This is a genomic window from Pseudovibrio sp. Ad5 (assembly GCF_001623095.1).
In the GTDB taxonomy this organism is placed as follows: domain Bacteria; phylum Pseudomonadota; class Alphaproteobacteria; order Rhizobiales; family Stappiaceae; genus Pseudovibrio.
The window spans coordinates 352,708-379,036 of record NZ_LMCH01000061.1 but is presented as its reverse complement, the minus strand read 5'-3'; the positions used below and the strand labels follow the sequence as shown (position 1 = coordinate 379,036).

Below are 26,329 nucleotides of genomic sequence, written 5' to 3'. Positions count from 1 at the left end.
ACCAGCGCGGTGGAGATGATGGGTCCGATGCCGGGGATACTCATCAGCAGTTGGCAGCCAACGTCATATTTGCTGATCTGTTCGATCTCGGTACTGGTCGCATCGATGCGTTCGTCTAGCCACAGCCAGTCTTCATAAAGGCCGATCAGGATGTCGTGCATGCGCGAAGAAATCTCATTGGCGCGATTGTCGAGAATGGCGAACAGAGAGTTTCTCAAACTGCTACTACCTGTGCGCACCGCAATTCCTTGCTCTAACAGGAAGGCCCGGATCTGGTTGATGGTGGCGGTACGACCCAGCCGGTAACAGTGACTATCGTGGGCACCAACGATGCTCCGATTGTCTCAGATATTGCTGCTTCCACCTCGGAAGATGATAGTGTTCTGATCGAGCCCGCTTATATCGATCTGGACGCATCTGATACAGCGACCATCACGTTTGATGCCAGCGGCACGACAGGTGAAGTGTCTCTTGTCAACGGTAAGTTCCGATATGACCCGAATGGTCAGTTTGAGCATCTGGCTGTTGGGGAGACTGCAACTGATATCTTCACTTACACAGTGAGTGATGGCCACTGCAGAGCCAATTACCAAGACGGTCACGGTTACCATCAATGGCGCAAATGATGCGCCGCTTGTCTCAGACATTGCGACATCGACTACAGAAGACAACAGCGTTCTCATTGAACCTGTGTTCTCTGATGCAGACAGCTCCGACACCCACACCATCACGTTTGATGCCATCGGTACGACAGGTGAGGTATCTCTTATTGATGGCAAATTCCAATATGACCCGAACGGCCAGTTCGAGCATTTGGCAGTTGGTGAAACAGCTACTGACACCTTTACTTATACTGTCGATGACGGCAATGGCGAAGTAGTCGCCATGACTGCAACGATCACCATCAATGGCACAAATGATGCTCCAATTGTCTCAGATATCGCGACATCGACTTCAGAGGACACGTTCTCATTGAACCTGTGTTCTCTGATGCAGACAGCTCCGACACACACACCATCACGCTTGATGCCAGCGGCACGACAGGTGAAGTGTCTCTTATTGACGGCAAATTCCAATATGACCCAAATGGCCAGTTTGAACATCTGGCTGTTGGTGAAACAGCAATTGACACCTTCACTTACACAGTGAGTGATGGCACTGCGGAGCCAATTACCAAGACAGTTACCGTTACCATAAATGGTGCAGACGACATAGTTCTGTTCCCAGAGATTGGCGAAGTCAGAGTCTATCCAATTCCTGTTAAGCTATTCGCATCTGATGCATCGACCTATGATTATTTTGGTTCAACCGTCTCAGTAAACTCCTCTGGTGGCATGGTGGTTGGAGCTCACCAAGGAGATGGGCGTGTCAATAACTCAGGTTCAGCATATGTCTATGCGCCGGATGGCAAGGATGGCTATTTGGAAGTCAAGCTAAGTGCTTCTGATGGTGAAAAAGGAGACCGCTTTGGTGTAGCTGCAATCAATGACAATGGTCTTGTTGTTGTTGGAGCATATGGTGACGATCAAAATGGTGTTGCATATGGGGGCTCTGTTTATGTGTACACACCAGATGGTGTAGGTGGTTATTCAGAATATAAACTACCCTCTCTTTATGAACGTGAACGGGACTATTGGGGGGAGAGCCTTGCCGTTAACAACAGCGGTGTCATCGTTGTTGGTGCATATCTGGCAAATTACGGCGCAATTGAAGATACTGGTCGTGATCGAGTTTATACACCTTCCGAGGCCGGCGGATATTCTGTTACCTGGTTGCAGGCCTCAGATACAGCAGAGGATGACTACTTCGGGGGGATGTTGCGATCAGTGACAGTGGCATCATTGTAGTTGGAGCCCCTGGAGATGATGACAATGGTAGTCGTTCAGGTTCCGTCTGTGTGTTCACACCAGATGGCTCGGGAGGGCACACGGAAGTTAAGCTGACTGCTTCCGATGGTGCCGATGTTGATGTTTTTGGCTCCGCTGTTGCTGTCAATGATGACGGTGTTATCGTTGTTGGTGCTCTGGGAGATGATGACAAGGGGGGAGATCTCTCCGGTTCTGTTTATGTGTTCACACCAGATGGCTCTGGTGGCTATACCGAAGCAAAGCTGAACAAAGTTCAGGTGCCTGTGAATACAAAATTTGGCGGTACAGTTGCGATCAATAATAATGGTGTCATTGTTGTTGGAGCAATTGAGGATGATGGCAACGGTAATGATTCAGGTGCTGCATATGTGTATGTCCCCGATGGTGAAGGTGGATATACTGAGTACCGTCTGACAGCACCAGACGCAGGAGTGAATGGCTTATTTGGCAGTGATGTTGCTATCAATGATGCAGGTCTTGTCACGATAGGTGCTTCCAATGCAGATAGTAAGGGAGCTTCTTACCTGTTTGAGCCAGATGCCTCAGGTGCATATGGGGTTATTCAGAATGCCCTTGAGCTTGATGAAGGGACAGATTTTTCTCCGCTTACAGGCGATATTGAGATTGTGTTTGCTGATGATGGTGTTGCTACACACAGTTATCAGGCGAGCGTGACAGGTGTTTCAAGCACAGGTTCGTTGGGAGACCTGGATGCAGATGCACTTCTGGCTTTGTTGAGTGTTGATCGGATTTCTAAGAACCCGGCAGCTGAGCAGGGAACGATCCACCTTGAGTTTGAAGCTGGTGCGAATGTGTTTGATTATCTCAACACAGGTGACAGTGTTGGGCTGACGTATACTGTTGAGCTTGATGACGGCAAAGACCACATCACTGTTCAGGACGTCTCCGTTACAATCAATGGAAAAGATGATGTTGGAATATCAGGTAATGATGTTCTAGTTGGTGGGAGCCGGAATGATACTTTAAATGGATTGGACGGAAATGATGTGCTAACGGGAGGAAATGGGAATGACACGTTCGTTTTCAATGACCTTTCTAGTGGCACCGATACAATCACCGACTTCGAAGCTAGAGACGGTTCAGGTGAAACCATCCGGTTCGACAGCGAGGTTTTTGCAGACTTCGATGCCGTAGTTGCTGCGGCAAGCGATGAGGGAAGTAGTGTTGTGATCAAACTAGATGACGACAAATCAGTCACTTTGAATAATGTTTCAAAGTCAGAACTTCATGCTGATGACTTCCAGTTTGTCTAAATGAGTAAAGGCTGCGCTCGTCTTAGTTGCACGAGCGTAGCTTCTTTCCCTTCAAAATCAACTTCATCATTTTGGGGTCCTTCTCAAGCCTTTCTTGTCCTACGGGGAGTTCAGCAGGTGTTGGTCGCGCGTATGTGAGGTTTACGGTGTTTGTCGTCAGCATCTATGGAGCAGGCTTACGGATTTGAGTAAGGGAGTGTTTTGGCCGATGATCACGACAACGGGAGTGAAGAATGGGGCAAGGCACAAGGACTGCCAGTGCTGCACCTGAGAAGGTAGTCAAGGATATCCGGCGCAAGACCCGCAAACGCTATTCCATTGGAGAGAAGATCCACATAGTGCTTGTAGGATTACAAGGCGAGGAAAGGTATCGACGAGTTATGTCGACAAGAAGGTATCTCACAAGGACTTTGCTATAACTGGTCAAAGGAGTTTTTGGAAGCAGGTAAGAAGCGCTTTGCTGGAGACAAAGCCCGTCAGGCCAAGACCGCAAAGGCCAAACAGCTGTTCAGTGAGGCGTGAGCTTCAAATAAGTTGTTTCTGAGCAATTACTTGAGCTGCGTTTGTTCAAAAAGTATGCTCGAGGATGGAAGGGGACGACGAATGAAGTACCACGCCTATGAGAAGCTGGAGATCATCCGGCTGGTTGAGGCTTCACAGCAGCTAATCAAGTATTCATTGGAACTGTTGGGCACTCTACGTTCCACGTCTTATGTTTGGTATAGTTGTTAGGACGAGGGCGGCGTAGCCCTGCTTGGAGATCACTTATCAAAACCCTCCAATGTCTGGAATCGTATTCCAGATGAGATCGGATCATTGAATTAGAAATAGAAGAACCGGATCTTTCCCTTAGAAAAATTGCTGTCTAGATGTTCAAGAAGTAGTAAAATATGAGAATCATAAAGTTGTGTGTGAACTGGTTCGCTCTGAAATTAGTATAGCTTAAGATGTTGTCATAATATTCAAATTTTCGACTATATGGAAATATTCAAATTAAGTGGTTTGTCTTTATGGATTGATTTTGAGATAATTACAAAAGAGAAATGCAATATGATAATCTAAATTACTTTGTTTTTCGGGGCCCACATGATTTATATTTATTTTAGTACATGCCCCATCAATACATCGTCCTGTAAAGCATAATACCCAATGGCTTGCCGGACTTGATCTTTGTGCTGCCTTGGGCGAGGAGCCAGCCGTCGGGGCGTTGTAGTTGGGCTATGATCCGGAGCGTTGGTGACACCTGAACGTTTGAGGGGCGAGCGACGGAAAAGTCGATGGCTTTTGATTTGCCTGAGCTATTGAGATGGATCTGGGTGGTGAGTTCTCGTGTGCTGTCTTTAATGGCAGTGTCTTCAATGTAGATTTTGACTTGACCTTTGGGAATTTCTGTATCACCTGCGAACGTGAGGGTGCCGCGAATGTCTGATGCTTGTGCTTCGGTGGTCTTAGAGAACGCATCGGTTCCAGCGGCCAATAGACCGGCTGCCAACAAAGCTGCACTACGATTGATCAGAGGTTTCATTCTTTTCCCCATCGGATTGCGTCATCAGAACAGTTTAGATGCATAAAGATAGTAAGAGGGGAGCGTGAGAGCCCCCCTCCTGTAAGTTATCAGACGATAACGAAGTCATCTGCAGAAAGTGACAGACCAGTCTTAAGCTGTGCAAACTGAATTGCACCAATGTCTCCTGAACCATCTGCATCATACAACAGAGCACCGCTGTCGGTATCGTAGATGATGCGGTCAGCAGCATCCTGGCTAACACCTGCTGCACTCATGTGGAATGCAGTCAGATCAAGAGCGCCAGTGCCGCCCAGTTCAGCAAAGATACCATTGTCGAGAAGGATCAGATCCTCACCAACACTGAAGTCTTTGATCTTGTCGACATTGTCGTTGCCAAGCTCTGTTGAGAAGCGGAAGGAATCTTCACCAGCACCACCAACCAGAATGTCAGCACCTAGGCCGCCGTCAAGGAAGTCACTACCTTTTCCGCCGTAGAGCTTATCATTACCAGCTTCACCCGGCTGAATTGGCTCAGGTGGGAATTCAACTGATACGTTGAGTTTGTATGTTGAACCCTCTGGCACTGCTTCTGACCAACCATCACCTGGAACGTCCGGTGACCATGCACCCTCCAGAATGTAGTAGGTACCGGTTTCTTCAACAACGAAGACTATGCTTGAATCACGGTTGCTTGTAGAGCCGGGATCTCCGCCACCATCATCGTTCTGGGTGACAATATTTCCATCAGCATCGAGCAGTCTGACCCAGCTGTCATGGACGTTTGGATCAGCAATACCGTCGATGTCGACAGTAATGGTCGTACCTGCAGCAAGCTCGATACCATAGTATCCACCTTGGCCATTTCCGGTCGCATTAACTGTTGTATGAAGAACAGTTGTTGAATCGAAGATGTCAGGATCTTCTGTCAGAGAGAAGTTATCGGAGATATCGAATGCAGTCGCGATTGAGTTGTTCGTCGCATCTGGACCAAGCGTTGCGTACCCTGTACCCATGCCTGGGCGTGGAATAGGTTCACCTTGATCAGCGAAGTCGCCGAAGAGGACATCATCGCCTTTACCACCACGAAGAACATCGTTGCCACCCTGACCAGTCAAGGTGTTGGCAGCGTTATCACCCTTCATGCGATCATTATGTCCAGAACCTGAGAGGTTCTCGATCGAGATGTAAGTGTCACCTTCTGACTTGCCGCGTCCTAGATTGAGATTGACACCGCTGGTCGCGTCGGAATAGTCCGCAGTATCACTGCCGCGACCACCGTTCAGGACGTCAGCACCTTCGCCACCGGTCAGAATGTCGTTACCTGAACCGCCAGAGAGTTCGTTTGTCTGGTCATTGCCAATGAGATGATCATCGAAGAAAGAGCCAACAACGTTTTCAACGTCAACGATGATATCATGCCTGATGACTGTGCCTCGTCCTACAATCTGGACTGGACCATCTGCGTCGCCACCGCGTGCTGTGCCGTTAGCAAGGTCAACCGTTACGCCCTCAGAACTTCCAGAGTAAACGACTGTGTCGATGCCTTCGCCACCGTCAAGATAATCCTGACCAGATCCGCCGATGAGCGTATCATTGCCTTCATCACCATACAGCAGGTCACCGTCGTTGCCGCCGTCGAGGATGTCATCGCCGCCGCCGCCGTTGAAGACGTCGCCGCCACCACGACCCCAGAAATGGTTGTTGTCGTCTGTACCGATGAAGCGGTCAATACGGTCATCAGAGCCGATCAGGTTTTCAATGCTATAGAACGTGTCACCTGATGCAGTACCACCGCTGGCAACATTGGTCTCAAGGTTGACAAGCAGCTGGAATGGGCTCTCGTGGCTGTAATCCACTGTGTCAACGCCGTCACCACCGCGGAAGATGTCAACACCATCCTGACCCATCAGTGTGTCGTCGCCGTCACCGCCATCAAGGATGTCGTCTCCAGCACCACCAAAGATGGTATCGTTGCCGCGACCACCATAAAGCACGTCATTTCCGTCATCGCTTTCGGTCTGATCTTCAAGATCTTCGAATGCAATGGTGTTGTTGATATCACGGCTCGCCAATGTGTCACGACCACCAATGATGAGGTCATCACCATCCAGACCAAAGATCGTGTCGCCACCAGCTCCACCTTCAAGGGTGTTGTTGTCTTCATCACCAAAGATGAGGCTGGTCAGAGAATCGCCGGAATCGCTTGAGGTGTCGTCGTTACCGGTATCGACTGGTTGGGTCGGAGTGCCACCCACATAAATGATGTTTTCGACGTTCTCGATTTCACCCAGGTCCAGGTCGCTGTTCAGCACAATGATCGTATCGTTTCCGCCGTCGGCTTCCTCGCGTACGATATCATCAGCGGAATCGACGAAGTAAACATCGTCCCCTTTGCCGCCAGCCATTTTGTCAGCACCGCCGCGACCGTCCAGAACGTTGTCGCCATCGTTACCGATCAAGATGTCATCGTATTCACTACCGATGCCATTCTCGATGTAGTATTCGGTCTGGTCTGCATTGTGGCCAGCAAAGATAGACACATTGTTGCTGTGCCCATTGACGCTGGAGAACTGACCAGCACGCAGGTCAAGGATCGTGCCTGCCGTTGATCCGGAGAAGTCAATGGTATCAACACCACCGGTATCGTGGATAGTAAATCCGATATCGTGCTGCATGCCAGAGGATGTTAGCTCATAGCCATACTCTGTGCTGTTGAAGCCGTACGTGTTGTCACCTGTGTTGAGATCGATCTTTTGGTAAGTCCGTGCACCATCCTCGTCGACCTCGGAGAAAAAGCGGCGGATTGTAGCTTCAATATCTGCCATCAATGGCGTGGAAGCTGACCAGCGCGTTGTTTCTCCAACGTCAATGCCATCAAAGTAGGACATCACACTGTATTGCTGACGATCATAAATCCAGGTCGCGTTGTTCAGATAGTTGATCTGAACGCCTCCAGGGCCGCTGTAGTTATAAAGACCCGGGTGATTCAGGCCAAATTCATGACCGAACTCATGGATGAAGCTGTCAAAAACATAACCGCCGATGTCTGTTTTGTTAGGCTCTGTATCGTGGAACTTCTGACCGATACTGACATAGCGGTTGCTTGAGAAAGCGCTACCGTCGCTTTGCTCACCTATCGCAGGACTAACGACCTCCATCCACTGTGTTTCAGAGTCGAATGGCACATCATCTACAATTTCAAACTGGAGAGGAGTAACAGCAGACCACACCTCCAAAGCGCCAATAGCTGCTGCTTTGTATTCCGGGTAATCATTCAATCCGCTGACATTGATCACCAGCGGCTGCGCTGCAATCTCAGGTGTCAGGCTGCGAGGCAATGCACTGACGTAATCAATATAAGCTTCGTAATCTTCACTTTTACCAAACGGATTATCCGGCGTTTGGTCATTAACCCACCACTGATCGTTGGGCTGGTTTGAATTTGGCATCTTTGTCTCTCCCGTTATACAAAGTTTGGGTGTTTAATGCTGCTTGGTTTTATGGTGCGGCCAATTAAAGCCTGACATCGCATGCACGAATGCATTCAACGGCATTGAAGGATGACTGAAGGAATTGATTGGCTAAGAGGCTATGAAAGCTGCGGCCTGAGGCATTCTTTGCTTAGAGGCTGCCCTAGATCTTGCAGCAGTGAATGCCTCAGAATGAGCCTGATAAGAGCTAATCAGACTGCCCGAATTTGATGAACCCGGACTGAGTAAAAGCGTAGGCTTCAATCTGCGAGCAAGAGCAATACTGGCTACGTAAATGCTGCCTCTAAGAGGTTCCCATAGGTTTTCTGGGCTGTCGGTTCCTCTCAGAAACCGGCTGGCGATGGCACTAGTTGTGGCTCGCGAAGAACGAGTGCGCTTATCGATACATTCGGCAAGAGATTCCTCATAGTAATCAAACATTTCGACAGCCCCAAGTTCAGGTGAAGTGCCGTCCCCTCCAGAGCAAGCACATCAGAATTCTTTTGGTTCTTCAATGCCTTGTGTAGATTTAACCTAAGCACACTGCATGCAGTGCTAGAATTCTTTTTTAAATGAGGTTTAAAGTCAACGCTATTAAAGATGATAATTTTTAAGTTACCAAACGTAATGATAAAAAATTTAATCAATAATACGACAAATTACTTTACCGCCATTTCGTGCGCTTACAGTTAACCATTGTCAATCTTAGGTTGTGCTTCAATATCATTATTACCCGCTTGTGGTTGATTGGTGATCTTGAAGAAATTTCACTTTCACGAATTTGAAGACCTTATGCGACCCTTCTTGTTTGTGAAGTTTATCTGTCCATTACTCGTGATGAGGTACGAAACACCTTCTTCCAAATAATTCAAATATTGGGTGCGTGTTTTGCGATTGGATAAGCGTTGATCAAATCAGTGGCTAAATTTTATTTGACCGTTTTGCGAAATTGGGAGTTGCTACAGGGCTAGCGGTAAACCTATTGCACCCAATAGAAAATCAAACTGTATATAAGCATCTATCCGCATGCGGGGTAAGGTTTAGGGGTGGTGAAGATGAGCAAAACTAAGGCTTGGTGAGCTTGGGTTTTGTTGAAATCTTCATTGGCTTTGGTCAGGAACCGCATTGGGAGCGTGAAGACAGCCAGTTATTTGATCTTTGAGCAACGACGACCAGGACTCACACCCCGCAGCGTTGGTTGATGCATGATTACGCTCATCATAGATGCCTGCACTCTGGCACAGGGTTGAATATTCGGAGAGTTTCACAAGCAATACTCGTTTAAATCTGGGAAATTCATTTCTAGAGCTGAGGAACTGTGTCTCCTGTTCTGCTGTCTTTGGCTGAAGCAAAACAAAAAGCTGCTTTCAGAAAGGGAGAGGAAATGATTGGGGCACTTAAGAGATTTTCACGCACCACTGCATTGGCATTGTCACTTGGTGTGATGGGATTTAGCGGAGGTCAAGCGCAAGCTGACGAGAGTCTCATTCTTGCACATGCCATGAATACAGATCATGTATTCCATGCTTTGTCAGAACGTTTCATGGGAGAGCTGGACGGAAAGGCGATTGACATTGATTACCATCCGGGTGGTGATCTGGGGGATTGGACCTCCTTGTTTGAGCAATCCATGCAGGGCGTCGTCCCGATGAGCTTGACTTGGGGGGCATCAGAGTTTGATGGCCGCCTTGATCTCGCCTACCTTGGCTATGTGGTTTCCAACTGGGAGCAGGCCAAACAGCTCTATGGGCCAGGCTCGGATATGCTGGATATCTATAACGGCATTTTGCATGAACTCGACCTTCATGCGGTGGGTATTATTCCAACCGATTTTGGTTCTGTTGTCATCCGCAAAGGCGTTGGCAGGGCGCCTGTAAATTTTCCTAGTGATGCTAATGGTTTGAAGATCCGTGTGCCGGGGCTTCCGATGGCAGTTGAACGCTTCAACAACCTTGGCTTTTCTGCTGTGCCGATCCCACTGGCTGAGGTGTACACGGCCCTGCAGCTTGGTACTGTAGATGCGCGCTCATTCTCGACAGCGGTTGAGACTTACTCCCTCCGAGATGTGTTGGAAACCAACATCCTCACCAATGACTACTTTGAGCACGCCTTCTGGTTGGTGAACAAGGATTGGTGGGAAGGTTTGGCAGACAAGGATCGTGCTGCTCTACAAACCGCAATCGGCACAACACTTGAATGGTCATGGGGGGAAGCTCAGGCAAAGAGCGAAGAGTTCCTGCAAAGAGCACGGGATGCCGGGATTAAGGTCGTTGAGCTGGATGACACACAACTGGCTGCCGCGCGTAAGATTGCGCACGACACCGAATGGCCTGCCATGGAGAAAATTATCGGGTCCGAGATCATGAACCAGATCCGTCAAGCTGCAGCAAACTAGCAATAAACATGATGAAGGCCGAAGTTGTGCTCCGGTCTTCGGTTGGGAGGCATATGACCGTGAACCGCGAGTCTAAACAGCACCCGCGTGCGCCAGTGCAGGTCGCTTCATTCATTTACGACCCAGAAATCACAGAAACTGAACCGCCAGACCATGTCACGGCAATCCCCGAAGGGCCTCAGACCGGAAGCATGCGGTTTTTGCTCAACGCTGAACGCTTTCTGGAAAGAGGGCTTTATGCAGGCATGGTTCTGATGGGAGTTGGTTTGGCATCTATCATGTTCGTTCAGGTGTTGCTTCGTTACGTTTTTGCGCTCCCATTTGTCGGGATTGAAGAGCTTGCTCTGCTCATGGGGGCCTGGTTTTACTTCCTGGGTCTGGCCTATGTGACGCGCAATGGAGAACATATCCATGGGGGTATTGTGACCTTGTTGATCAAGAGCCCCATAAAGATCCAGAGTATTCGCCTGTTAATGACTCTGGCCAGTATCGCTGCTTGCCTCGTGTTTGGATATTACGCCAGCAAGTACGCTATCTTTGAGATCGAGCGAGGCCGTGCGAGCTCCTATATGCGGTGGCCCAAAGGGTTGTGGTCTGCCTCCATGATCATTGGCTTTGCCGGAACCATTATCTATCTCGCACTGCAGGCCATCAATCAGACCATAGATCTCAAGACGAGACTGTCTTTTGAGAAGAAGGGCTAATCATGTTTATCTTTCTTACCTCTCTTCTACTCATCGTGGTTCTGTTGCTTGCCGAGATGCCAATTGCGTTTGCATTTGGTGTTGGCGCGCTTGTATTTGGTATTGCATCAGACTCAAACGTTTCCTTCCTGATCCCATACGCTTATCAAACTACAATGAGCTTTGCGTTGCTGGCGCTGCCACTGTTTGTGCTTGCGGGAACGCTAATGGCGGAAGGTGGGATTTCCGATCGGCTCCTCAGCTTCGTGAATGCCTTTGTTGGCCGGATGAAAGGTGGGCTTGGTGCAGTCACGGTGATCACCTGTGCCTTGTTTGGTGCGATTTCAGGGTCATCCTCAGCTGCGATTGCTGCAATCGGGCAAATCATGATCCCACGCATGGTGAAAGAAGGATATCCGGTTGGCCATGCCACGGCGCTGGTTGCTTGCTCGTCAGTGCTTGCGCTTATGATCCCGCCATCTATCCCAATGATCGTTTTCGCGGTAACTGGTGGCTTGTCAGTTGGCGCGGCCTTTCTCTCGACAGTCATCCCAGGTGTTTTGCTGGCACTTGTCTATATCGGTCTAAACTTCTTCTTTCTCAGGAAAGTAGATACCATTCAGGTCGAAGAGCCTCTGCCATTCAAGCAAGCAGCGCGAAATGTTGGAACCAGTGGGATCAAGGCGTTCTGGGCATTGATGATGCCGCTATTGGTGCTGGGTGTGATTTACACTGGTATTGCGACACCGACAGAAGCAGCTGCGATCTCTCTGGTTTATGCCATTGTGGTCGGTGTGTTCATCTATAAAGGTCTGAGCTTTAAAGGCATTCCGGCAGCATTCGTGCGTGCTGCGATTACGACCAGTTCAATCATTGCTGTGTTGTTCTTCTTGTTCGTGATGAGCCGGGCAATGATCTTGCAGCAGGTGCGACGAGAAGTCGCTGACGTGCTCATTTCTCTGACGGACAACAAGATCCTGATCCTGTTGCTGATCAACCTCATTTTGCTGCTCATCGGCATGATTGTAGATGACGTGTCGGGCAGTGTATTGGCGGCGATTGTTCTGCTGCCCGTGGCCACGAAAATTGGTGTTCACCCAATCCATTTTGCGGCAATTGTCGGTACAAATCTGGGGCTAGGTAATGTCTCGCCGCCTTGTGCACCCATGCTTTATATGGCGGCTGGGGTGAGTAAGCTCACACTGGACAAGTATGTGGGCATCACACTCAAGTTCTTGTTGTTTGGGCACCTGCCAATGGTTCTGATCGTCACGTTCTTCCCAGAACTTTCTCTGGCTTTGCCAAGACTGATTATGGGCATTGACGTGTAATGCAATCATCCTCTGCGGTTCTCAGGATCGCAGAGGATTACTTGCTTATCTGCTTAATCACTTTCAAAGCACAGCCGGCGAGATACTCGTGAAGTTTTAAAAGCTGGTCCTTTGCAGCTGCTTCATTGCCAATGGCCACAGCTCGCATAATGCCAGCATGAAATTGACTACAAACCACGGTGTCTTCCCGTGTCTTGTTTGCAAACCAGAACCTGTGTGACTGGCTTTGCACCCGGGCAAGGGCGTGGTGAAAGTAGGGATTGCCGCTCGCATTGGTAACTGCAAAATGGATTCCTCTGAGAGCTTCCAGAAGGTTTGCATCTTCATCTTCCTGCGCGCTATTAAGTATGTTTTGTGCCAACTGGAGCATATGCACCCGATGCTCACTGCTTCCGCGCAGGATTGCGTACTTGATGCAGGTTGGTTCGATCTCTTTGCGGATCTCCAGAAGTTGCAATTGCTGTGCTGCTGAGATCTCCAGAAACTCAACGCCCTTTCTGGCATGCACCTTCAGCATGTCTTCCTGTTCGAGGGCCTGCAGTGCTTCTCTGACAGGAGTACGGCCTAGGTCTAGTATGGCAGAGAGTTTGTTTTCTGAATAAAGCTGTTCTGTATGCAGTTCTCTGAAGATCACTTTGCGTTCTATCTCTGCCTTAGCGAAATCTGCTCGTGTTGTTGCTTGAAAATCAGGCGCCTATTACTCCGCTCTGCTTAGGCTGTCATGTAAATTCTGAGCGTGAAGCTAGAGCAATGAGAATTGTGAGTGAAGCAATCTGTTTGTTTCCACATTTGTACTTAGGATAAGTTTCAAACTGTACATCTGGTAATAGTGCTTATCTGTCCTCTGGTATTAGTACAGTTGCTGTATTTACTCAGTTGATCTGTGCCTATCGGTAGTTCAGAATCTTCTGATGAGTTTTTATTTATCTATCTGATATTATTTACTTAATCACTCTATGGTGCGTCTTCACCCGGGCGCCGAGCACGTCTGTCTGCTATGGCTTCTCCTGTCTGTATGTACGTTCGTCTACTTTTGTCAGTGCCCGCTCTTCGTGATGTGTTTCACAATATGTTAGTTAGGAAGAGAGGGCTCAAAAGTCACCTCATCCTCTCATATTATCAATATATAACAGTATGTTATCTTATATGTGAGTGACGATATGGCTTGGAAGGAATTGGCGCTGAGCGCAATTGACAGTCCTGTACTGAGCGAGGCTGATGTTGTTGTGTGCGGAGGCGGTCCAGCTGGTGTTGCAGCGGCTGTCATGAGTGCCAGAGAAGGCCTCAAGACTGTCCTTGTTGAGAAGAACGGCTTTTGCGGAGGCGGGGCAACTGCAGGCTTGTCTGGGACGATCTGTGGTCTTTATCTGACACAGGATGACATCGCCAAGAAAAGACCTGAGCAAGTTGTCTTCTGCTTCGCAGAAGAGTTCCGCCAACGGCTGGCCGGCAAGCAAGGCGTGACCGAACCTCAGATCTACGGCAACACGCACGTTGTTACGTTTGATCCTTTGCGATGGCGTGAGGTCGCAGATGATCTTCTCGAAGAAGCGGGTGTAACCTGCTTGTATCATTGTCTCATCACAGAAGTGGTGCGGGAAGAGCAGCGTATTACTGGCATAAAGCTGGAGAGTTCTGCGGGTAGTTCATTCCTGAAAGCGAAAGCGTTCATTGATGCAACGGGTGATGCTGCTGTGCTGGCCAAGGCAGGTTGCAAGCATTCCTACGGCGACAAAGGCACCATTCAAAACCCGACAATGATGTTCCGTCTTTCTAATGTGGAAGAAGAAGGGTTCTACAAGGTCTTTGGAGAAGACACCATCTCACCTGTTGCGGTAACAGAAAAGCTACGGGAAGTGCATGCCAGTGGTGAGCGTCATCTGCCTAGGGACAAGGTCTGGGTGTTCCCAACTCCGCAAGAGGGTGTGTTTTTGATGAACTGCACACGTCTTGCCGGGCAGGGCGGGCGTATGCTGAATGTCATCAACCCAGTAGACCGGACATATGCTGAGATATATGGCAGACGCTCTGCTCGCGATTACCACGCTTTCTTCAAGGACAACATTGAGGGATTTGAAAAAACGCAGCTTATTGATATGCCACCGGAAATCGGTGTGCGTCAGACACGTACCATTCGCGGTATCAAAACGCTGAGTAATGATCACGTTGTGAACTGTGAGAAACCGGCAGACGGCATTGCACGGTCTTCCTGGCCGATTGAGTTGCATGCGGGTAAGCAAAGCAAGCTGCATTGGCTGATGAACGATTACTACGAAATCCCTTGGGGAGCACTTGTTCCTGAAGAGATGGAGAACATCGTTGTAGCAGGGCGCAGCCTGAGTGCAGAGCATGAAGCTCTTGCATCTGCTCGCGTGACTGCTCAGTGCTTTGAAATGGGACATGCAGCAGCGGTTGCAACACAAATTTCACTTGAGAAGTCAGTGAAATACAAAGATCTGGATCCAGAGTGGGTCCGGCAAAAAATGCGCATCAACAATAGCGCATTGTAACACATAGCCACATTCAAACTGACCACAAGTAACTGTAGGAAGCTGTATCTGAGAGGATGCTGCTTCCTGCAAAGGGGTTCGTGCGGCCTAAAACTGCTCGCGTCCCATCACAAAGGCCAAACATCGGGAGAGATATTATGGCTTTGGAGGAACCCATGACAAGACCAACCACAAAGACGGGGGAGATACTTAAGCCCAGCTTGGATAAAACAATTTTTCTGCCAAGCCTGCTCTTCAGTCTTGTGATCATCGTGCCGATGATCTTAATGGGTGAGGCACTCAATCCATACATCACGGCAATCAATAAGTTTGTATCGCACACTTTTGGCTGGGCCTATATGGCGTATGGCACCATTGGTCTGTTCTTCCTTGCATGGGTCGCCTTTGGCCCAATGGCAAACGTCAAGCTGGGAAATGCAGAGGACAAACCGGCCTTCAACGATGCAAGTTGGGCTTTCATGATCCTGGCCGCAGGCTTCGGCATTGGTGTCGTAAACTGGTCCATGGTTGAGCCTATGATTACAATGGCCTCTGCTCCTGCTGGTGCAGAGCCATTCTCCGCAAAAGCCGCTGAAGATGCACTTGCCTATGGTTTGATCCATTGGGGACCATTCCTTTGGGTTGGATATATGGCACTCGGCTTGCCATTCGCTTACTTCTTGTTTGCACGAAAACCTAAGGTTCAGCGTTTCGCTCTTTGCTTTGAGCCTATCCTGGGTCAAAAACGGGTAGAGGGTCCAATCGGCACTGCGATCAATGCATTTGTTGTATTCGGATTGATTGGCGGCATCGGGACAACGCTTGGCCTTGCAATCCCACTTCTGGCGGGTTTGCTCTCCGTTTTCCTCGGCATTGAGCACACAATGTTCGTAGAAGTTGGCGTTCTGATCTTCTTCGGTGCGTTGACCATGTACTCATTGTCAAAGACCATTTCCAAAGGCATGAAGTTGCTGTCTGACTTCAATGGCTGGCTGGTTGTTGTCGTGCTGGGAGCCATGATCCTTTTTGGTCCAACCACATACATCATGAACAGCTTCACAAGCATTTTTGGTAATGCAGTGGAGTTGATGCCTCATGTCTTTACTTGGACAGATACATACGGCCTGTCAAACGGTTATGCTCAAGATCAGAGCGTATTCTATATGGCATGGTACATTGCTTATGCCCCGCAAATGGGTTTGTTTGTTGCATGTGTATCTCGCGGTAGAACTTTGAAGAATGTTGTACTGGGGTGTGTGGGCTACGGTTCTCTGTCTGCCTTCGTGTTCTTCGCCATTCTGGGTGCCTTCGCTGTTCAACTGCAGCTCTCTGGAACTGTCGACCTTGCTTCAAACTTCAATGAACACGGTATTCCATCTACTGTAGCATTGGCATTAAACAACACACCACCTCCGGCTTTGGCTGTGCCAATCTATCTGGTTATGGTTGCCATCTTCGTGATCACCACAATTGAAGCATGTACCCGTAATCTGGCGTCCATGACGAACAAGAACATCAGCGGTGATGTTGAGCCTTCCACTTCATCCAGAATGATCTGGTGCCTGATCATTATCGGTATCAGCTTTGGTGTGATTCTGGTGGGTGGTCTAGATGTGGTCATCACGTTGGCCTTGGTGCCAACTATTCCACTCGTTGCCCTTAGTTTCCTTGCAACTTATTGCATGGTGAAAGCAGCGCGCAAAGACTTCCCGCATTTGTTCCGTTCGCAATACTCCGCGATTGAACGGAAGGAAGATGGAACTCTGACGGTGAACACAGCAGAGCTCTAAGAAACAAGAAAGAGGCGGCTGCGGTTGCCTCTTTTATCTTCCCCCCAATGCTGCTTTTGCAATGAGCTCTATTCCTTCCGGAATGAGGGCATTATCTATAACAGAGTACCCCAGCCGGATATGGTTCAAGTTCTCGCTTGGATTGGAGAATGTGAAGCCGCCTGTCTCAAAGTACACGCTGGACTCCATCACTTTCTGCTGCAACTTACCTGCGTCAATATCCTCAGGCAACTTCAGCCAGATACTGCCGCCACCAAACTCTGGGAGGACTGATGCTCCCGGAAAGTGCGCCTCAAGAGACCGATGCATAGTCTGGCATCTGATTTTGTATTCCTGCGAAATCTTGGCCAGGAACCGGTCAAAATACCCTCGCTGTAAGAATAACGCGACACTGCGCTGGTTGTTGACAGGGGGGGGGCGCAAAATGTGGTGACGGAGCGCCTTTGCTTCTCGAATGAACTCCCGATCAGCAACCAGATAGCCAATTCGCAGGCCGGGCATCAGGCTTTTGGAAAGACTGCCTGCATAGATAACATTGCCGGAGCGGTCGAGGCTTTTCAGGGCCGGGGGAGGCGTCTTGTCAAACGCAATCTCCGCCTCATAGTCATCTTCAATGATGAACTGCCGGTTGTTCGCTGTGATCCGTAGCAGTTCTTCTCTACGCTCCACTGGCATTGTCACGGTTGTCGGAAACTGGTGGCTCGGCGTTGTATAAAGGCACTTGCACTGGTTGATTTCATCACTGAGTATCAGGCCGCCCTTGTCAATTGGAAGCCTACGCACATTCAGGTTTTCCATCTGTGCCATGTTCAGAATGTCCGGATAACCGGGATCTTCTATTCCGATGGTTTCACCTGTTCGCAAGAGCAGTTTCACAGCCAGATAGAGCGCTTGCTGACCGCCCAGAGTGATCAGAATCTCCTCTGGGTGTGCGATAATTCCGCGCTTGGATAGTACGCGCTGCATCAACTGTTCTACGAGCAACTCATCATCGATTGATGAGTAGTCCGTCGCCCAATTTCTCATCTCAACCACATTGACGGAATCTCGAATACATTCGCGCCAACTGGCGATTGGAAACAGGTTCGGATCAATCAATCCGCAAATAAATGGAAAGCGAAACCGCACCAGGCTGTCGCTCGGCTTTACCACACGCGGCATATTAAAACTCCGCCCACGGAAGTGAGAGGTGAAGTCCATTTTAATCACATCTGTATCACTACTATTGGATGATGATGTATACAGATTCTCAGAGGCCCGGCTCGACAAGAGAGCATCTTCGCGAATGTAAATGCCTGCACGGTCCCGGCTCTCGACAAAACCATCTTGTTTCAGGCTTTCGTAGGCAAGTGAAACGGTTGTTACGCTTACTTCTAAGTCTTTGGAAAGTTTGCGAATTGATGGGAGGGGGCGGTGGATTGGAAATTGCCTGTTCACGATTGCTATCGCCAGCTGACGTCGAATTTGAGTCTGCAAACTCTCGGTCGAATTTCGATCAATTCGGATCAGGTTGGCGTACATGCTTTTCTCTTTCTCAGTCTATCTAATGAAACTGTATACATGAAAGAGAGTTACTGTATATAAAAGAAAATAACAATCGAAAATAGACTGTTCTCAATTCGGAAGGGTCGGAGAAAGGCTGAGGATACACCTCTGATGTCTTTCCGCTCTTTTTGAAAACAACGGGAAGCTGGTTTGCCGGGATGTGAACCAGAACTACTTGGGAGCAGACTATGTCAGTTGAGTTTTCAGTCGAAAACAAAGTTGCTTACATACAGCTAAATCGGCCTAAGCAACGCAACGCGCAAAACAAAGAAATGCTGGATCTGCTAGATGCAGCCATGGAGCGGGTGGAGACCTGCGATACCATTAATGCAGCTGTGATCTATGGTGCTGATCCATCGTTCTGCGCAGGCAGTGACCTAACGGAACTTGGCGCGCTGGATCTGAATGGCATTTGTGATGTTGAGAAGCGCAAAGCTGCCTTCCTGCTCCGCATATCGCTTTGCCCAAAACCAATTGTTTCAGCTGTACAAGGCTACGCAGTTGGCGGCGGCGCATTCCTCGCAGCAGCTTGTGATGTGGTTATCGCGGCAGAGAACGTGAAGTTTAAAGGCATGGAAGTGCCAAACGGCTGGATCACTCCATGGGGTTTCCACGCCCTCAATGCTCGCATGGCGCCACGCCACGCGCAGCGCGCAGCTTGGGGCTACAAATTCATCACAGCGACAGAAGCACTTCGCATCGGTCTGGTTGATGAAGTTGTTGCTCTGGAAGAACTTTTCGATTCTGCTCGGTCTGCTGCAGAAGATCTCGCAGCTCTCCCGCCAGTTTCAGTGCAAGCAACAAAACGCTGGTACCTGAATGCTTGTCTGGCGGATGGAGAGGTTGAAGACGCCAAGCTTAACACTCTCTTCCGCCAGCATTGCCAAATGGAAGCTGCGCAAGAAACCTTCAAAAAATTCGAAAAATAAGAGATCACTGGGAGATAGATGTGACTAAATTCTCAACCCTTGAACAAGCTCTGTCTGGTATTACAGACGGCGACACCATTGCTTCCACTGGCGTAATTGGCTGGATCACTCCAGACGTTCTGCTCAAAGGCGTTTCTGATCGCTTTGAGGCAACTGGCCATCCAAACAATCTGGATTTTTACTTCCCATGCGGCACCGGTGATGCAATGCATATTGGCGGTATGGACCACATTGCGAAGAAAGGTCTTCTACGCCGTATCATGGCAGGTTCCATGCTCAACCCTGTTCATCCGGACACCGGTGAACGCCCTAAACTGATGCAGATGATCCAGAATAACGAGATCGAATGTTTCAGCTGGGCCATGGGTACATCCATGCACTGGTTTCGCGAAGTGGCCCGCCGTAGCCCAGGTTATCTGACTAAAACCGGCATTGGCACTTTTGTTGACCCTGATGTTTGTGGCGGTAAGTTCACTGAAAGCTCTCAGGATGGTCTGGTCGAGAAGATTAAATTCAAGAGTGAAGACTACCTGTTCTACCCATCTCGCCCAATCCATGTCGGCTTGCTACGCGCAACCAGCGCAGATGACAATGGCAACCTGTCTTTTGAAAACGAAGCATTGCTTTCTTCCAATATAGCAATCGCAACAGCTGTTCGTGCATCTGGTGGTGTCGTGATCGCGCAAGTCGAGAACAAGGTAGATCGAGGTAGCCGTCCAACAAACATCGTGAAGCTTCCAGGTGCTCTGGTAGATCACGTTGTGCTGGTAGACCGCTCCGAGCAACCAATGGTTACGGATATCGACTACGACGCCAACTACCTTGGTCTCAACCGCATCGAGATGACTGAATTACCGCGTCCTCCTGTCTGTGTAGACAAGATCATTGCTCGCCGCGCTTCCTGGGAAACCAAAAAGCATGAGCTCGGCATCCTCGGTTTCGGCGCATCCGGCGACATTCCACTGGTGATGGCAGAAGACGGCAAGTTCGACGGTGATGAGATCTACGACTATCAGTTCACCACAGAACACGGTTCTTATGGCGGTGTAGTTATGATGGGCTGGCAATTTTCTGCCAACGCAAACCCTGAAGCGCTTGTTGATGGTTTGACCCAGTTCGACGTCATTGAAGGCGGTCTATGCAAGTTCGCGGCTCTCGCATTTGCTGAATTTGACTCTCACGGCACAATCAATGTCAGTAAGTTCGGCAAGGTGAACCCAGGTTCAGGCGGCTTCATCAACATCGCACACAACGCCGAGCGTCTAGTATTCACCGGCACCTTCACCACCGCAGGTCTGAAAACTGCTGTAAAAGACGGTAAGCTTGAAATCGTCAAGGAAGGCAAGATCAAGAAGTTTGTCGAGACCGCACAGCACATCACTTATCTGGTGAAAGAAGGCGTCGTGAAGCGCGAGCAGAACGCCAAGATCGTCACAGAACGCGCTGTCTTCGAAGTGCACGAGGATGGCCTGCACTTGATCGAAATCGCACCGGGCATTGATCTGCAGACCCAGATCCTGGACCAGATGGACTATGCCCCTGCAAAAATCGCAGAACCGCTTCCTCTCATGGATGCTGAAATGTTTGCACAGGACTACGTCGAGTAGTTTCATGCAAGGTGGAGTGAGCTAAGCTTGTTGCTCACTCCACCAACTCTTCTAAGGAAACTCCCCGAGAGTTTGCAAACCCTGCTGACTGCCCCTGTGTGCCGCAAACTCTCTCCCCGCTTCAGCCCACTTTAGCCATCGCAAACCCCGCTAAACCGGCTGAAGCGGTTGTTTTGTCGACGAAATTGAGCACTTCAATCTTTCTTTATACTTGCCCCCTCAAACAGGCGTTACCACCGGAGTCTGAGACACTGGATCAGCGTAAACGCTAGTGTCAATTTCGTAGACTGAGCTCACCAGAGACGGGCTGACCACCTCGTGTGGTGTTCCCTCGGCAAAGATCGCTCCATCACGCATGACGACGAGGTGGTCTGCGTAGCGGGAGGCCTGGGCTATGTCGTGGAGGACGACGACCACGGTGCGGCCTTGGCTGTTGAGCTGTTGGAGGAGATCCAGTGTCTCGTACTGATAGCGGATGTCCAGATAGCTGGTTGGTTCGTCCAGCATGATGTAGGGCGTGTCTTGAGCCAGACACATGGCGATGAAGGCCCGCTGGCGCTGACCGCCGGAAAGGTCTTTCAAAGCCCGGTCTTTGAACGTGTAGAGCCCTGAGGTGTGCAAGGCTTCCTCAACAATCTCAAAATCCCGTCGGCTGCGAATACCCAGGAGCGATTGATGCGGGGCACGGCCATACCCGACAAGTTGCTCAACACTGATGCCAGTTGGAACCACAGGGCTTTGCGGCAAAAATGCAATCTGCCGTGCAACAGTTTTAGCAGGCAGGCGATGGATTGCTTCACCATCAACGGTGATGCTGCCGCTCTTTAACTTGTTGATCTGGCCGATGGTTTTCAGCAGTGTTGACTTACCGCAGCCGTTGGGGCCGATCAAAGCGGCATAGCTGCCCTTTTGAATGGTGAGATTGATGCCCTTGAGCATGAACTCTTCGTAACCGGAGGTGACGTTTGAAAGAACGATGCTCATGTGCTTTGTCCTTTTTGTGAGCGGCTCATGATCCAGATGAAGTAAGGAGCGCCCAGCATTGCACTCAAAATGCCTGCGGAGACTTCAAGCGGCGGCGCAATAGCCCGTCCAACCGCGTCTGCCAGAACAACCAGAAGTGCCCCCACCAGAGCAGCAGTTGGCAGCAAAAGGCGATGTCGCCCTCCAACAAGGGAGCGACTGATATGCGGTGACATCAAGCCGATAAAGCCAATCACACCAACCACGCCAACGGAGATACTGGCAAGCAGGGTTGCAACGCCCAGCAATAAAAGGCGCATCTTAGTCGTGCTTTGGCCTAGTCCGCGGGCGGCCTGGTCTCCCAGTTGTTGCAGGTCCAGTTGATAGGAGAGCACCATAGTCAGACCCAAAAGGCTCACAAGTGGCATCCATATCGATTGCACATGCACCCACGTACGAGCCCATAGGGAGCCGGTGAGCCAGACAAGTGGGTTTGAGATTTCCAGCGTTGCGGCTGTCACCAGCAGATAATCAACACCTGCATCGCACACCATGCCAACGGCAATGCCAACCAGAGCCAGACGGGCAGGGGAGACTTGGCGCAGATGAGCTGCAAACAGCACCACCACCGCAGCAACAATCCCACCAAGGGCCGCAGCAAAAGGAAGATAAGTGACAGGCACATTGGGCAGGAACATCACTGTACCCAAAGCAGCCAGTGCAGCACCTGAGTTAATGCCCATGATCTTGGGGCTGGCCAGCGGGTTACGAATGATAGCCTGGACAATAACACCGGAAACAGCAAGGCTTGCCCCGGCCAGCAAGGCAATCAACACACGGGGAAGCCGTGACTTCCAGATAATATAGGTCTGCTTTTGGCCCTCCAGATCAAACAAGCTGTTCAAAATCACATCCAGCGGGATATTAACCGCGCCCACACCCAGACTGAGCAAGCTGACAAAGACGCAGGCAAACAACAGCAGCATTTGGACGCGAAAGGCTTTGGTGCTCCGGTGGCTTTTAAAATCTGTACGCCACTGTGCGCCGGAGGCCTCAGAGAGCATGCTCATCAGTCAATCTCCTTGGCCGTGATGGTCAGGTACAAAAAGTAGGGCGCGCCAATCAGGGCTGAAACCACACCCACCGCAGTTTCCTCCGGGAAGTTGATCAGCTTGGAAGCGCCATCAGCAACAAGCATCAAGGTGGCACCACACAGCATAACCGCGGGCACCAGTACACGATGGTCTGTGCTAAAGGCAGCGCGGCACACATGCGGAATGATCAGGCCAACAAACATCACAGGCCCGGCAACGGAAACGGAAACGCCGGTCAGGATTGCCGCGAGTAAAATACCGAAAAGCAACGTAAACCGCGGATCAGAGCCAAGCCCTTTTGAGGCTGCTTCACCAAGCGCCATCAAGTTAAGCTTATGCGACATGAAGAACGTCAGGAGGCCACCTGCCAGACACCAGACAAGCAGCGGCGTTGCCTGCCTCCAGCGCACATCTGCAATGTCACCTGTGGTCCACTGGATCACGGAGAGGGCAAGTTCATCATCCAGCGTAAAAGTGAACCGCACCAATGCAAACGCAAAAGCGCTGACTGCCACACCAGAAAGGATCAGGCGCAGCGCACTTAACGCGCCCTTGAGGCCACCTGCAAGCGTTAGAGTCAGACCACCGGCAAAGGCAGCACCCAGCACCGCCATGGTGTCGATGTTGAAGAGAACGAGCGAGGGGAACACCAGCCCGATGGCGATGCCCAGAGCTGCGCCCTGATTGATGCCAAGGATAGACGGAGAGGAAAGTGGATTGCGCGTTGTGGCTTGCAGCAAAAGCCCGGCAAGGCCGAGGTTCGCGCCAATCAATGCGGCAATGAGAGTGCGCGGAGCACGGATATCGCGCACAATGGAAAGGCTCTGCTCATCAAGTTGAGCAAAGACCGAGTTCAGGATTTGGAGAAACCCGATATCTTGTCGGCCACCTGTGGCAAGGGACAGCGCCGCTCCACCGAGCAGCGCCATCCCCATAAGGCTCCAGTACATGGCAGTGAGTGGCATGTGCGTGGCTTAGTTCTGAACTTGCTTCATAATGTTTTGCAGGTCATTGGCGGTCATTTCTGCTGCCACCATGCCGCGCAGACGAGACCACACATGCGCTTCCACGTAAAACACACGGTCGTTTTTCACAGCGCTGATGTTCTCGTAAAGCGCTTCACCTTTCCAACCATCCGCAAAGGCTGGGTCTGCGTAGCGGCCCAGAATGAGAATGTCCGGGTTCACAGCAGAAAGCTGCTCCAGAGAGGTCTTCACGTAGTTGGATTCATAAACCGCACCCTTGGTTGGCTTCATACCGCTGGCAAAGCCAAAGCCTTTCAACAAAGAGCCATTGTAGGAAACTGGGGAATGCAACCACAGACCCTTTGCGTTGGTCACACCAAACTGGATCTTGTAGTCGCCAGCCTTTTCAAACTGCGCGCCAATCTCAGCCATTTTGGCTTTATGCGCCTCAACGCGGGCTTTCATCTCATCTGCCTTGCCAACGGCAGCGCCAATCGCTTCTAGCTGCGCAATTGCAGAAGGGTAGTCACCACCCAGACTGTCAAAGACAACCGTCGGGGCAATTTCAGAAAGCGTGTCATAAGCGGCTGTATGCCGGGTCTTGTCGGCAATGATCAGGTCTGGACCCAAGGATGCAATCACTTCAAGGCTTGGTGTCTTACGGGTGCCAACAGAAACCCAGTCCTGCCCAATCTTATCCGTATAGGCGCTGATGATGCGCTCACGCTTCTTATCATCCGCCACACCCACAGGAGCAACGCCAACGGCAGCCAGCGCATCAACAAAGCTATATTCCAGCACAACAATACGCTGAGGCTGATCAGGAACAGTGGTGGTTCCCAGCTCGTGTTTTACATCACGCGCGGACGCTCCAAAGGCAACAAGAGTTGAAAGGGCACCAGCGAAGGCGGCTGCGAAAAGATTGGTTTTCATCGGCTTGACTTCTCATAAGGACGGGCAATAGCAAAGGTTGTAGGGTGAGCTATTGTATACCTGATAATTATAGTCAAGTTTAAATAAGAGTTTTTACCTCATATTTATTCGATAACGCAGACATGCTGCAAATGCCTGCGCATAACCACTTAAGACGAAGGTTGTTCTGACAGCTCGTCCACTTCCATCTCCTTGGCAACTTCTTCGTCAGCAAGAATAATCGTTTGCGGTGTGGCCGTGCGCGTTGGCGCAGAAGGCACAAACACACTCTTCTCGCTCTCAGCAACAGCAGAACGCTGTGTGAGGCGCCATAAGGTAAAGGCAAGAATAAGCGCATGGGCTGCAAACGTGGACATGAACAGGCCGATAGACCCGAAAACGCTCATCAACACGCCGCCCAAAAATGGCCCGATCATGGACCCCACGCCAAGCATCAGCAACAAACCACCGCTGGTCTGCATCGCATCCCCCGCATCTGCATGGTCATTCGCGTGGGCAACCAGTACCGGGTAGAACGTGTAAATCGCAGCGCCAAAAATTACCGCTGAGGCAATGGCGATGTTGGCACTGCTGGTATCCGCAAACAGGAAGATGGAGTCCGCCGCCAAGGCAACCACAGCAATCGCAATCACAACATAGCGGCGGTCCGTGCGGTCTGAGATCATGCCGATTGGCACCTGTGCAAAGGCGCCAGCCAAAATGGATGAACTCACAAACAACGTGATGCTGGCAATCGGCAGACCAACTTTCCCGCCATACACAGCCGCCAACGTGCCAAAACTGCCGTTGGAAACGCCAGTCAGAACAACAGCAACCACGGCAACGGGAGAGTTACGCCACAGCCGCCTGATATCCAGTTTGACCTGTGCAAGGGGAGCCGGAGCAGGGGTGCGCGTGACAGCTGTCGGGATAAGCGCCACCACATAGAACATGGAGGCAATCACAAAGAACTCGAAGCCATCAATCGGACCCATGGAAAGAACCACCTGCCCACCCGTGGTCGCAGCAAGGTTCACCATGGTGTAAGTGCCAAAAACAACCCCGCGGTTGCTTGGGTCAGAGCGCTCCGTCAACCAGCTTTCCACGATCATGGCCGCCCCGGCAAAGGCAAACCCTGCCACGGAGCGAAAGGCAATCCATGCAATGGGATCAACCATCAAGGAGGAAGCCAGAACTGACAAGCACGCCAAAGATGCCATCACACCAAAGGCCCGAATATGCCCCGCCCGCTGCACGATCTTCGGCACACTCAGGCAGCCAGTCACATACCCAATTGCCCAGCCAGTCCCCAACAGACCGAGAGAAAGAGAGGAGAAGCCCTCAAACGTACCTCTAAGCGGCAAATGCATACCGGTAACACCACCGGCAAAAAACAGGAAGGCAGAGCCCAAAAGCAAAGAGGCGATAGGAAGAAGAAACTGACGCATGGCAACGACCCGGAAGCTGGGCAAGTATCCCCGAAAATACTTACCCCGAAAAACACCAG

The 26,329-nt window shown here is 50.3% G+C and carries 20 protein-coding genes and 3 pseudogenes; 12 read left to right on the top strand and 11 right to left on the bottom strand.

Features of this window, described 5'->3' with window-relative positions; genetic code table 11:
- Positions 1 to 293 (bottom strand): annotated as a pseudogene (locus tag PsAD5_RS27895) (IS110 family transposase); the annotation flags it as partial.
- 15 nt (positions 294 to 308) lie between these two features.
- On the opposite strand from PsAD5_RS27895, the gene PsAD5_RS19715 reads away from it, so the two are divergent.
- The 5 genes and pseudogenes from PsAD5_RS19715 to PsAD5_RS28695 all read left to right on the top strand — a co-directional run bounded on the left by PsAD5_RS19715 (position 309) and on the right by PsAD5_RS28695 (position 3,142).
- Positions 309 to 626, top strand: coding sequence for an Ig-like domain-containing protein (locus PsAD5_RS19715; protein ID WP_084404406.1), 318 nt, complete (start codon positions 309 to 311; stop codon positions 624 to 626).
- A complete protein-coding gene (locus PsAD5_RS28600) occupies positions 568 to 1,149 on the top strand; it encodes a VCBS domain-containing protein (protein ID WP_063293315.1) in 582 nt (193 codons plus the stop codon). Before PsAD5_RS19715 ends, PsAD5_RS28600 begins: the two co-directional genes overlap by 59 nt.
- Positions 1,044 to 1,385: pseudogene (locus PsAD5_RS28595) on the top strand (VCBS domain-containing protein); the annotation flags it as partial. The gene PsAD5_RS28600 and the pseudogene PsAD5_RS28595, both read left to right, overlap by 106 nt.
- Before the next feature lie 36 nt (positions 1,386 to 1,421).
- Entirely contained in the window at positions 1,422 to 1,847 is a 426-nt protein-coding gene (locus PsAD5_RS28590) for an FG-GAP repeat protein (protein ID WP_275078137.1), read from the top strand.
- 50 nt (positions 1,848 to 1,897) lie between these two features.
- The gene (locus PsAD5_RS28695) at positions 1,898 to 3,142 is read left to right on the top strand and encodes a VCBS domain-containing protein (RefSeq protein WP_063293313.1); all 1,245 of its coding nucleotides are present in this window, start codon (positions 1,898 to 1,900) and stop codon (positions 3,140 to 3,142) included.
- A gap of 1,117 nt (positions 3,143 to 4,259) precedes the next feature.
- Here the strand turns inward: PsAD5_RS28695 and PsAD5_RS19695 are convergent.
- Positions 4,260 to 4,667, bottom strand: a complete 408-nt coding sequence (locus PsAD5_RS19695) for a hypothetical protein (protein ID WP_063293312.1) — start codon at positions 4,665 to 4,667, stop codon at positions 4,260 to 4,262.
- An 89-nt stretch (positions 4,668 to 4,756) separates the two neighbouring features.
- A complete protein-coding gene (locus tag PsAD5_RS19690) occupies positions 4,757 to 8,098 on the bottom strand; it encodes a M10 family metallopeptidase C-terminal domain-containing protein (protein WP_063286827.1) in 3,342 nt (1,113 codons plus the stop codon).
- Between the two features lie 1,405 nt (positions 8,099 to 9,503).
- Here PsAD5_RS19690 and dctP point away from each other — a divergent pair.
- From dctP to PsAD5_RS19675, 3 genes are read left to right on the top strand one after another with little or no spacing between them, the layout of a single operon-like run.
- On the top strand, positions 9,504 to 10,514 hold the full coding sequence (gene dctP / locus PsAD5_RS19685) for a TRAP transporter substrate-binding protein DctP (protein WP_063293342.1): 1,011 nt from the start codon (positions 9,504 to 9,506) through the stop codon (positions 10,512 to 10,514).
- Between the two features lie 53 nt (positions 10,515 to 10,567).
- Positions 10,568 to 11,218 (top strand): TRAP transporter small permease, encoded by a 651-nt coding sequence (locus tag PsAD5_RS19680; protein WP_063293311.1) that lies wholly within the window; start codon positions 10,568 to 10,570, stop codon positions 11,216 to 11,218.
- A 2-nt stretch (positions 11,219 to 11,220) separates the two neighbouring features.
- Positions 11,221 to 12,528, top strand: a complete 1,308-nt coding sequence (locus PsAD5_RS19675; protein ID WP_063293310.1) for a TRAP transporter large permease — start codon at positions 11,221 to 11,223, stop codon at positions 12,526 to 12,528.
- Positions 12,529 to 12,565: 37 nt separating this feature from the next.
- On the opposite strand, the gene PsAD5_RS19670 is transcribed toward PsAD5_RS19675, so the two are convergent.
- Together PsAD5_RS19670 and PsAD5_RS28690 are read right to left on the bottom strand one after the other, a co-directional pair.
- Positions 12,566 to 13,045: an FCD domain-containing protein gene (locus PsAD5_RS19670; RefSeq protein WP_275078136.1), complete on the bottom strand. Its 480-nt coding sequence runs from the start codon at positions 13,043 to 13,045 to the stop codon at positions 12,566 to 12,568.
- Positions 13,028 to 13,180: pseudogene (locus PsAD5_RS28690) on the bottom strand (GntR family transcriptional regulator); the annotation flags it as partial. The gene PsAD5_RS19670 and the pseudogene PsAD5_RS28690, both read right to left, overlap by 18 nt.
- 508 nt (positions 13,181 to 13,688) lie before the next feature.
- Between PsAD5_RS28690 and PsAD5_RS19665 the strand changes: the two are divergent.
- Together PsAD5_RS19665 and PsAD5_RS19660 are read left to right on the top strand one after the other, a co-directional pair.
- Complete coding sequence (locus PsAD5_RS19665; RefSeq protein WP_063293308.1) at positions 13,689 to 15,038, top strand: FAD-dependent oxidoreductase; 1,350 nt, start codon at positions 13,689 to 13,691, stop codon at positions 15,036 to 15,038.
- A 155-nt stretch (positions 15,039 to 15,193) separates the two neighbouring features.
- Complete coding sequence (locus PsAD5_RS19660) at positions 15,194 to 16,807, top strand: BCCT family transporter (RefSeq protein WP_208988709.1); 1,614 nt, start codon at positions 15,194 to 15,196, stop codon at positions 16,805 to 16,807.
- 33 nt (positions 16,808 to 16,840) lie between these two features.
- On the opposite strand, the gene pdxR is transcribed toward PsAD5_RS19660, so the two are convergent.
- Positions 16,841 to 18,328 carry a MocR-like pyridoxine biosynthesis transcription factor PdxR gene (gene pdxR / locus PsAD5_RS19655; protein ID WP_063293306.1) on the bottom strand — a complete coding sequence of 496 codons (1,488 nt, stop codon included), beginning with the start codon at positions 18,326 to 18,328 and terminating at the stop codon, positions 16,841 to 16,843.
- 212 nt (positions 18,329 to 18,540) lie between these two features.
- Between pdxR and PsAD5_RS19650 the strand changes: the two genes are divergently transcribed.
- Together PsAD5_RS19650 and PsAD5_RS19645 are read left to right on the top strand one after the other, a co-directional pair.
- Positions 18,541 to 19,281 (top strand): enoyl-CoA hydratase/isomerase family protein, encoded by a 741-nt coding sequence (locus PsAD5_RS19650; protein WP_063293305.1) that lies wholly within the window; start codon positions 18,541 to 18,543, stop codon positions 19,279 to 19,281.
- A 20-nt stretch (positions 19,282 to 19,301) separates the two neighbouring features.
- Positions 19,302 to 20,888 carry a CoA-transferase gene (locus PsAD5_RS19645; protein ID WP_063293304.1) on the top strand — a complete coding sequence of 529 codons (1,587 nt, stop codon included), beginning with the start codon at positions 19,302 to 19,304 and terminating at the stop codon, positions 20,886 to 20,888.
- 219 nt (positions 20,889 to 21,107) lie between these two features.
- Here PsAD5_RS19645 and PsAD5_RS19640 read toward each other — a convergent pair whose 3' ends face one another.
- The 5 genes from PsAD5_RS19640 to PsAD5_RS19620 form a co-directional block, all read right to left on the bottom strand.
- Entirely contained in the window at positions 21,108 to 21,872 is a 765-nt protein-coding gene (locus PsAD5_RS19640) for an ABC transporter ATP-binding protein (RefSeq protein ID WP_063293303.1), read from the bottom strand.
- Positions 21,869 to 22,921 (bottom strand): FecCD family ABC transporter permease, encoded by a 1,053-nt coding sequence (locus PsAD5_RS19635; RefSeq protein ID WP_084406009.1) that lies wholly within the window; start codon positions 22,919 to 22,921, stop codon positions 21,869 to 21,871. Before PsAD5_RS19635 ends, PsAD5_RS19640 begins: the two co-directional genes overlap by 4 nt.
- Positions 22,921 to 23,910, bottom strand: coding sequence for a FecCD family ABC transporter permease (locus PsAD5_RS19630; RefSeq protein ID WP_084406008.1), 990 nt, complete (start codon positions 23,908 to 23,910; stop codon positions 22,921 to 22,923). The genes PsAD5_RS19635 and PsAD5_RS19630 overlap by 1 nt, the downstream gene beginning before the upstream one ends.
- Positions 23,911 to 23,919: 9 nt before the next feature.
- Positions 23,920 to 24,843 (bottom strand): ABC transporter substrate-binding protein, encoded by a 924-nt coding sequence (locus PsAD5_RS19625; protein WP_063293302.1) that lies wholly within the window; start codon positions 24,841 to 24,843, stop codon positions 23,920 to 23,922.
- Positions 24,844 to 24,992: 149 nt separating this feature from the next.
- Positions 24,993 to 26,270, bottom strand: a complete 1,278-nt coding sequence (locus PsAD5_RS19620) for an MFS transporter (RefSeq protein WP_063293301.1) — start codon at positions 26,268 to 26,270, stop codon at positions 24,993 to 24,995.
- Positions 26,271 to 26,329: the final 59 nt, after the last annotated feature.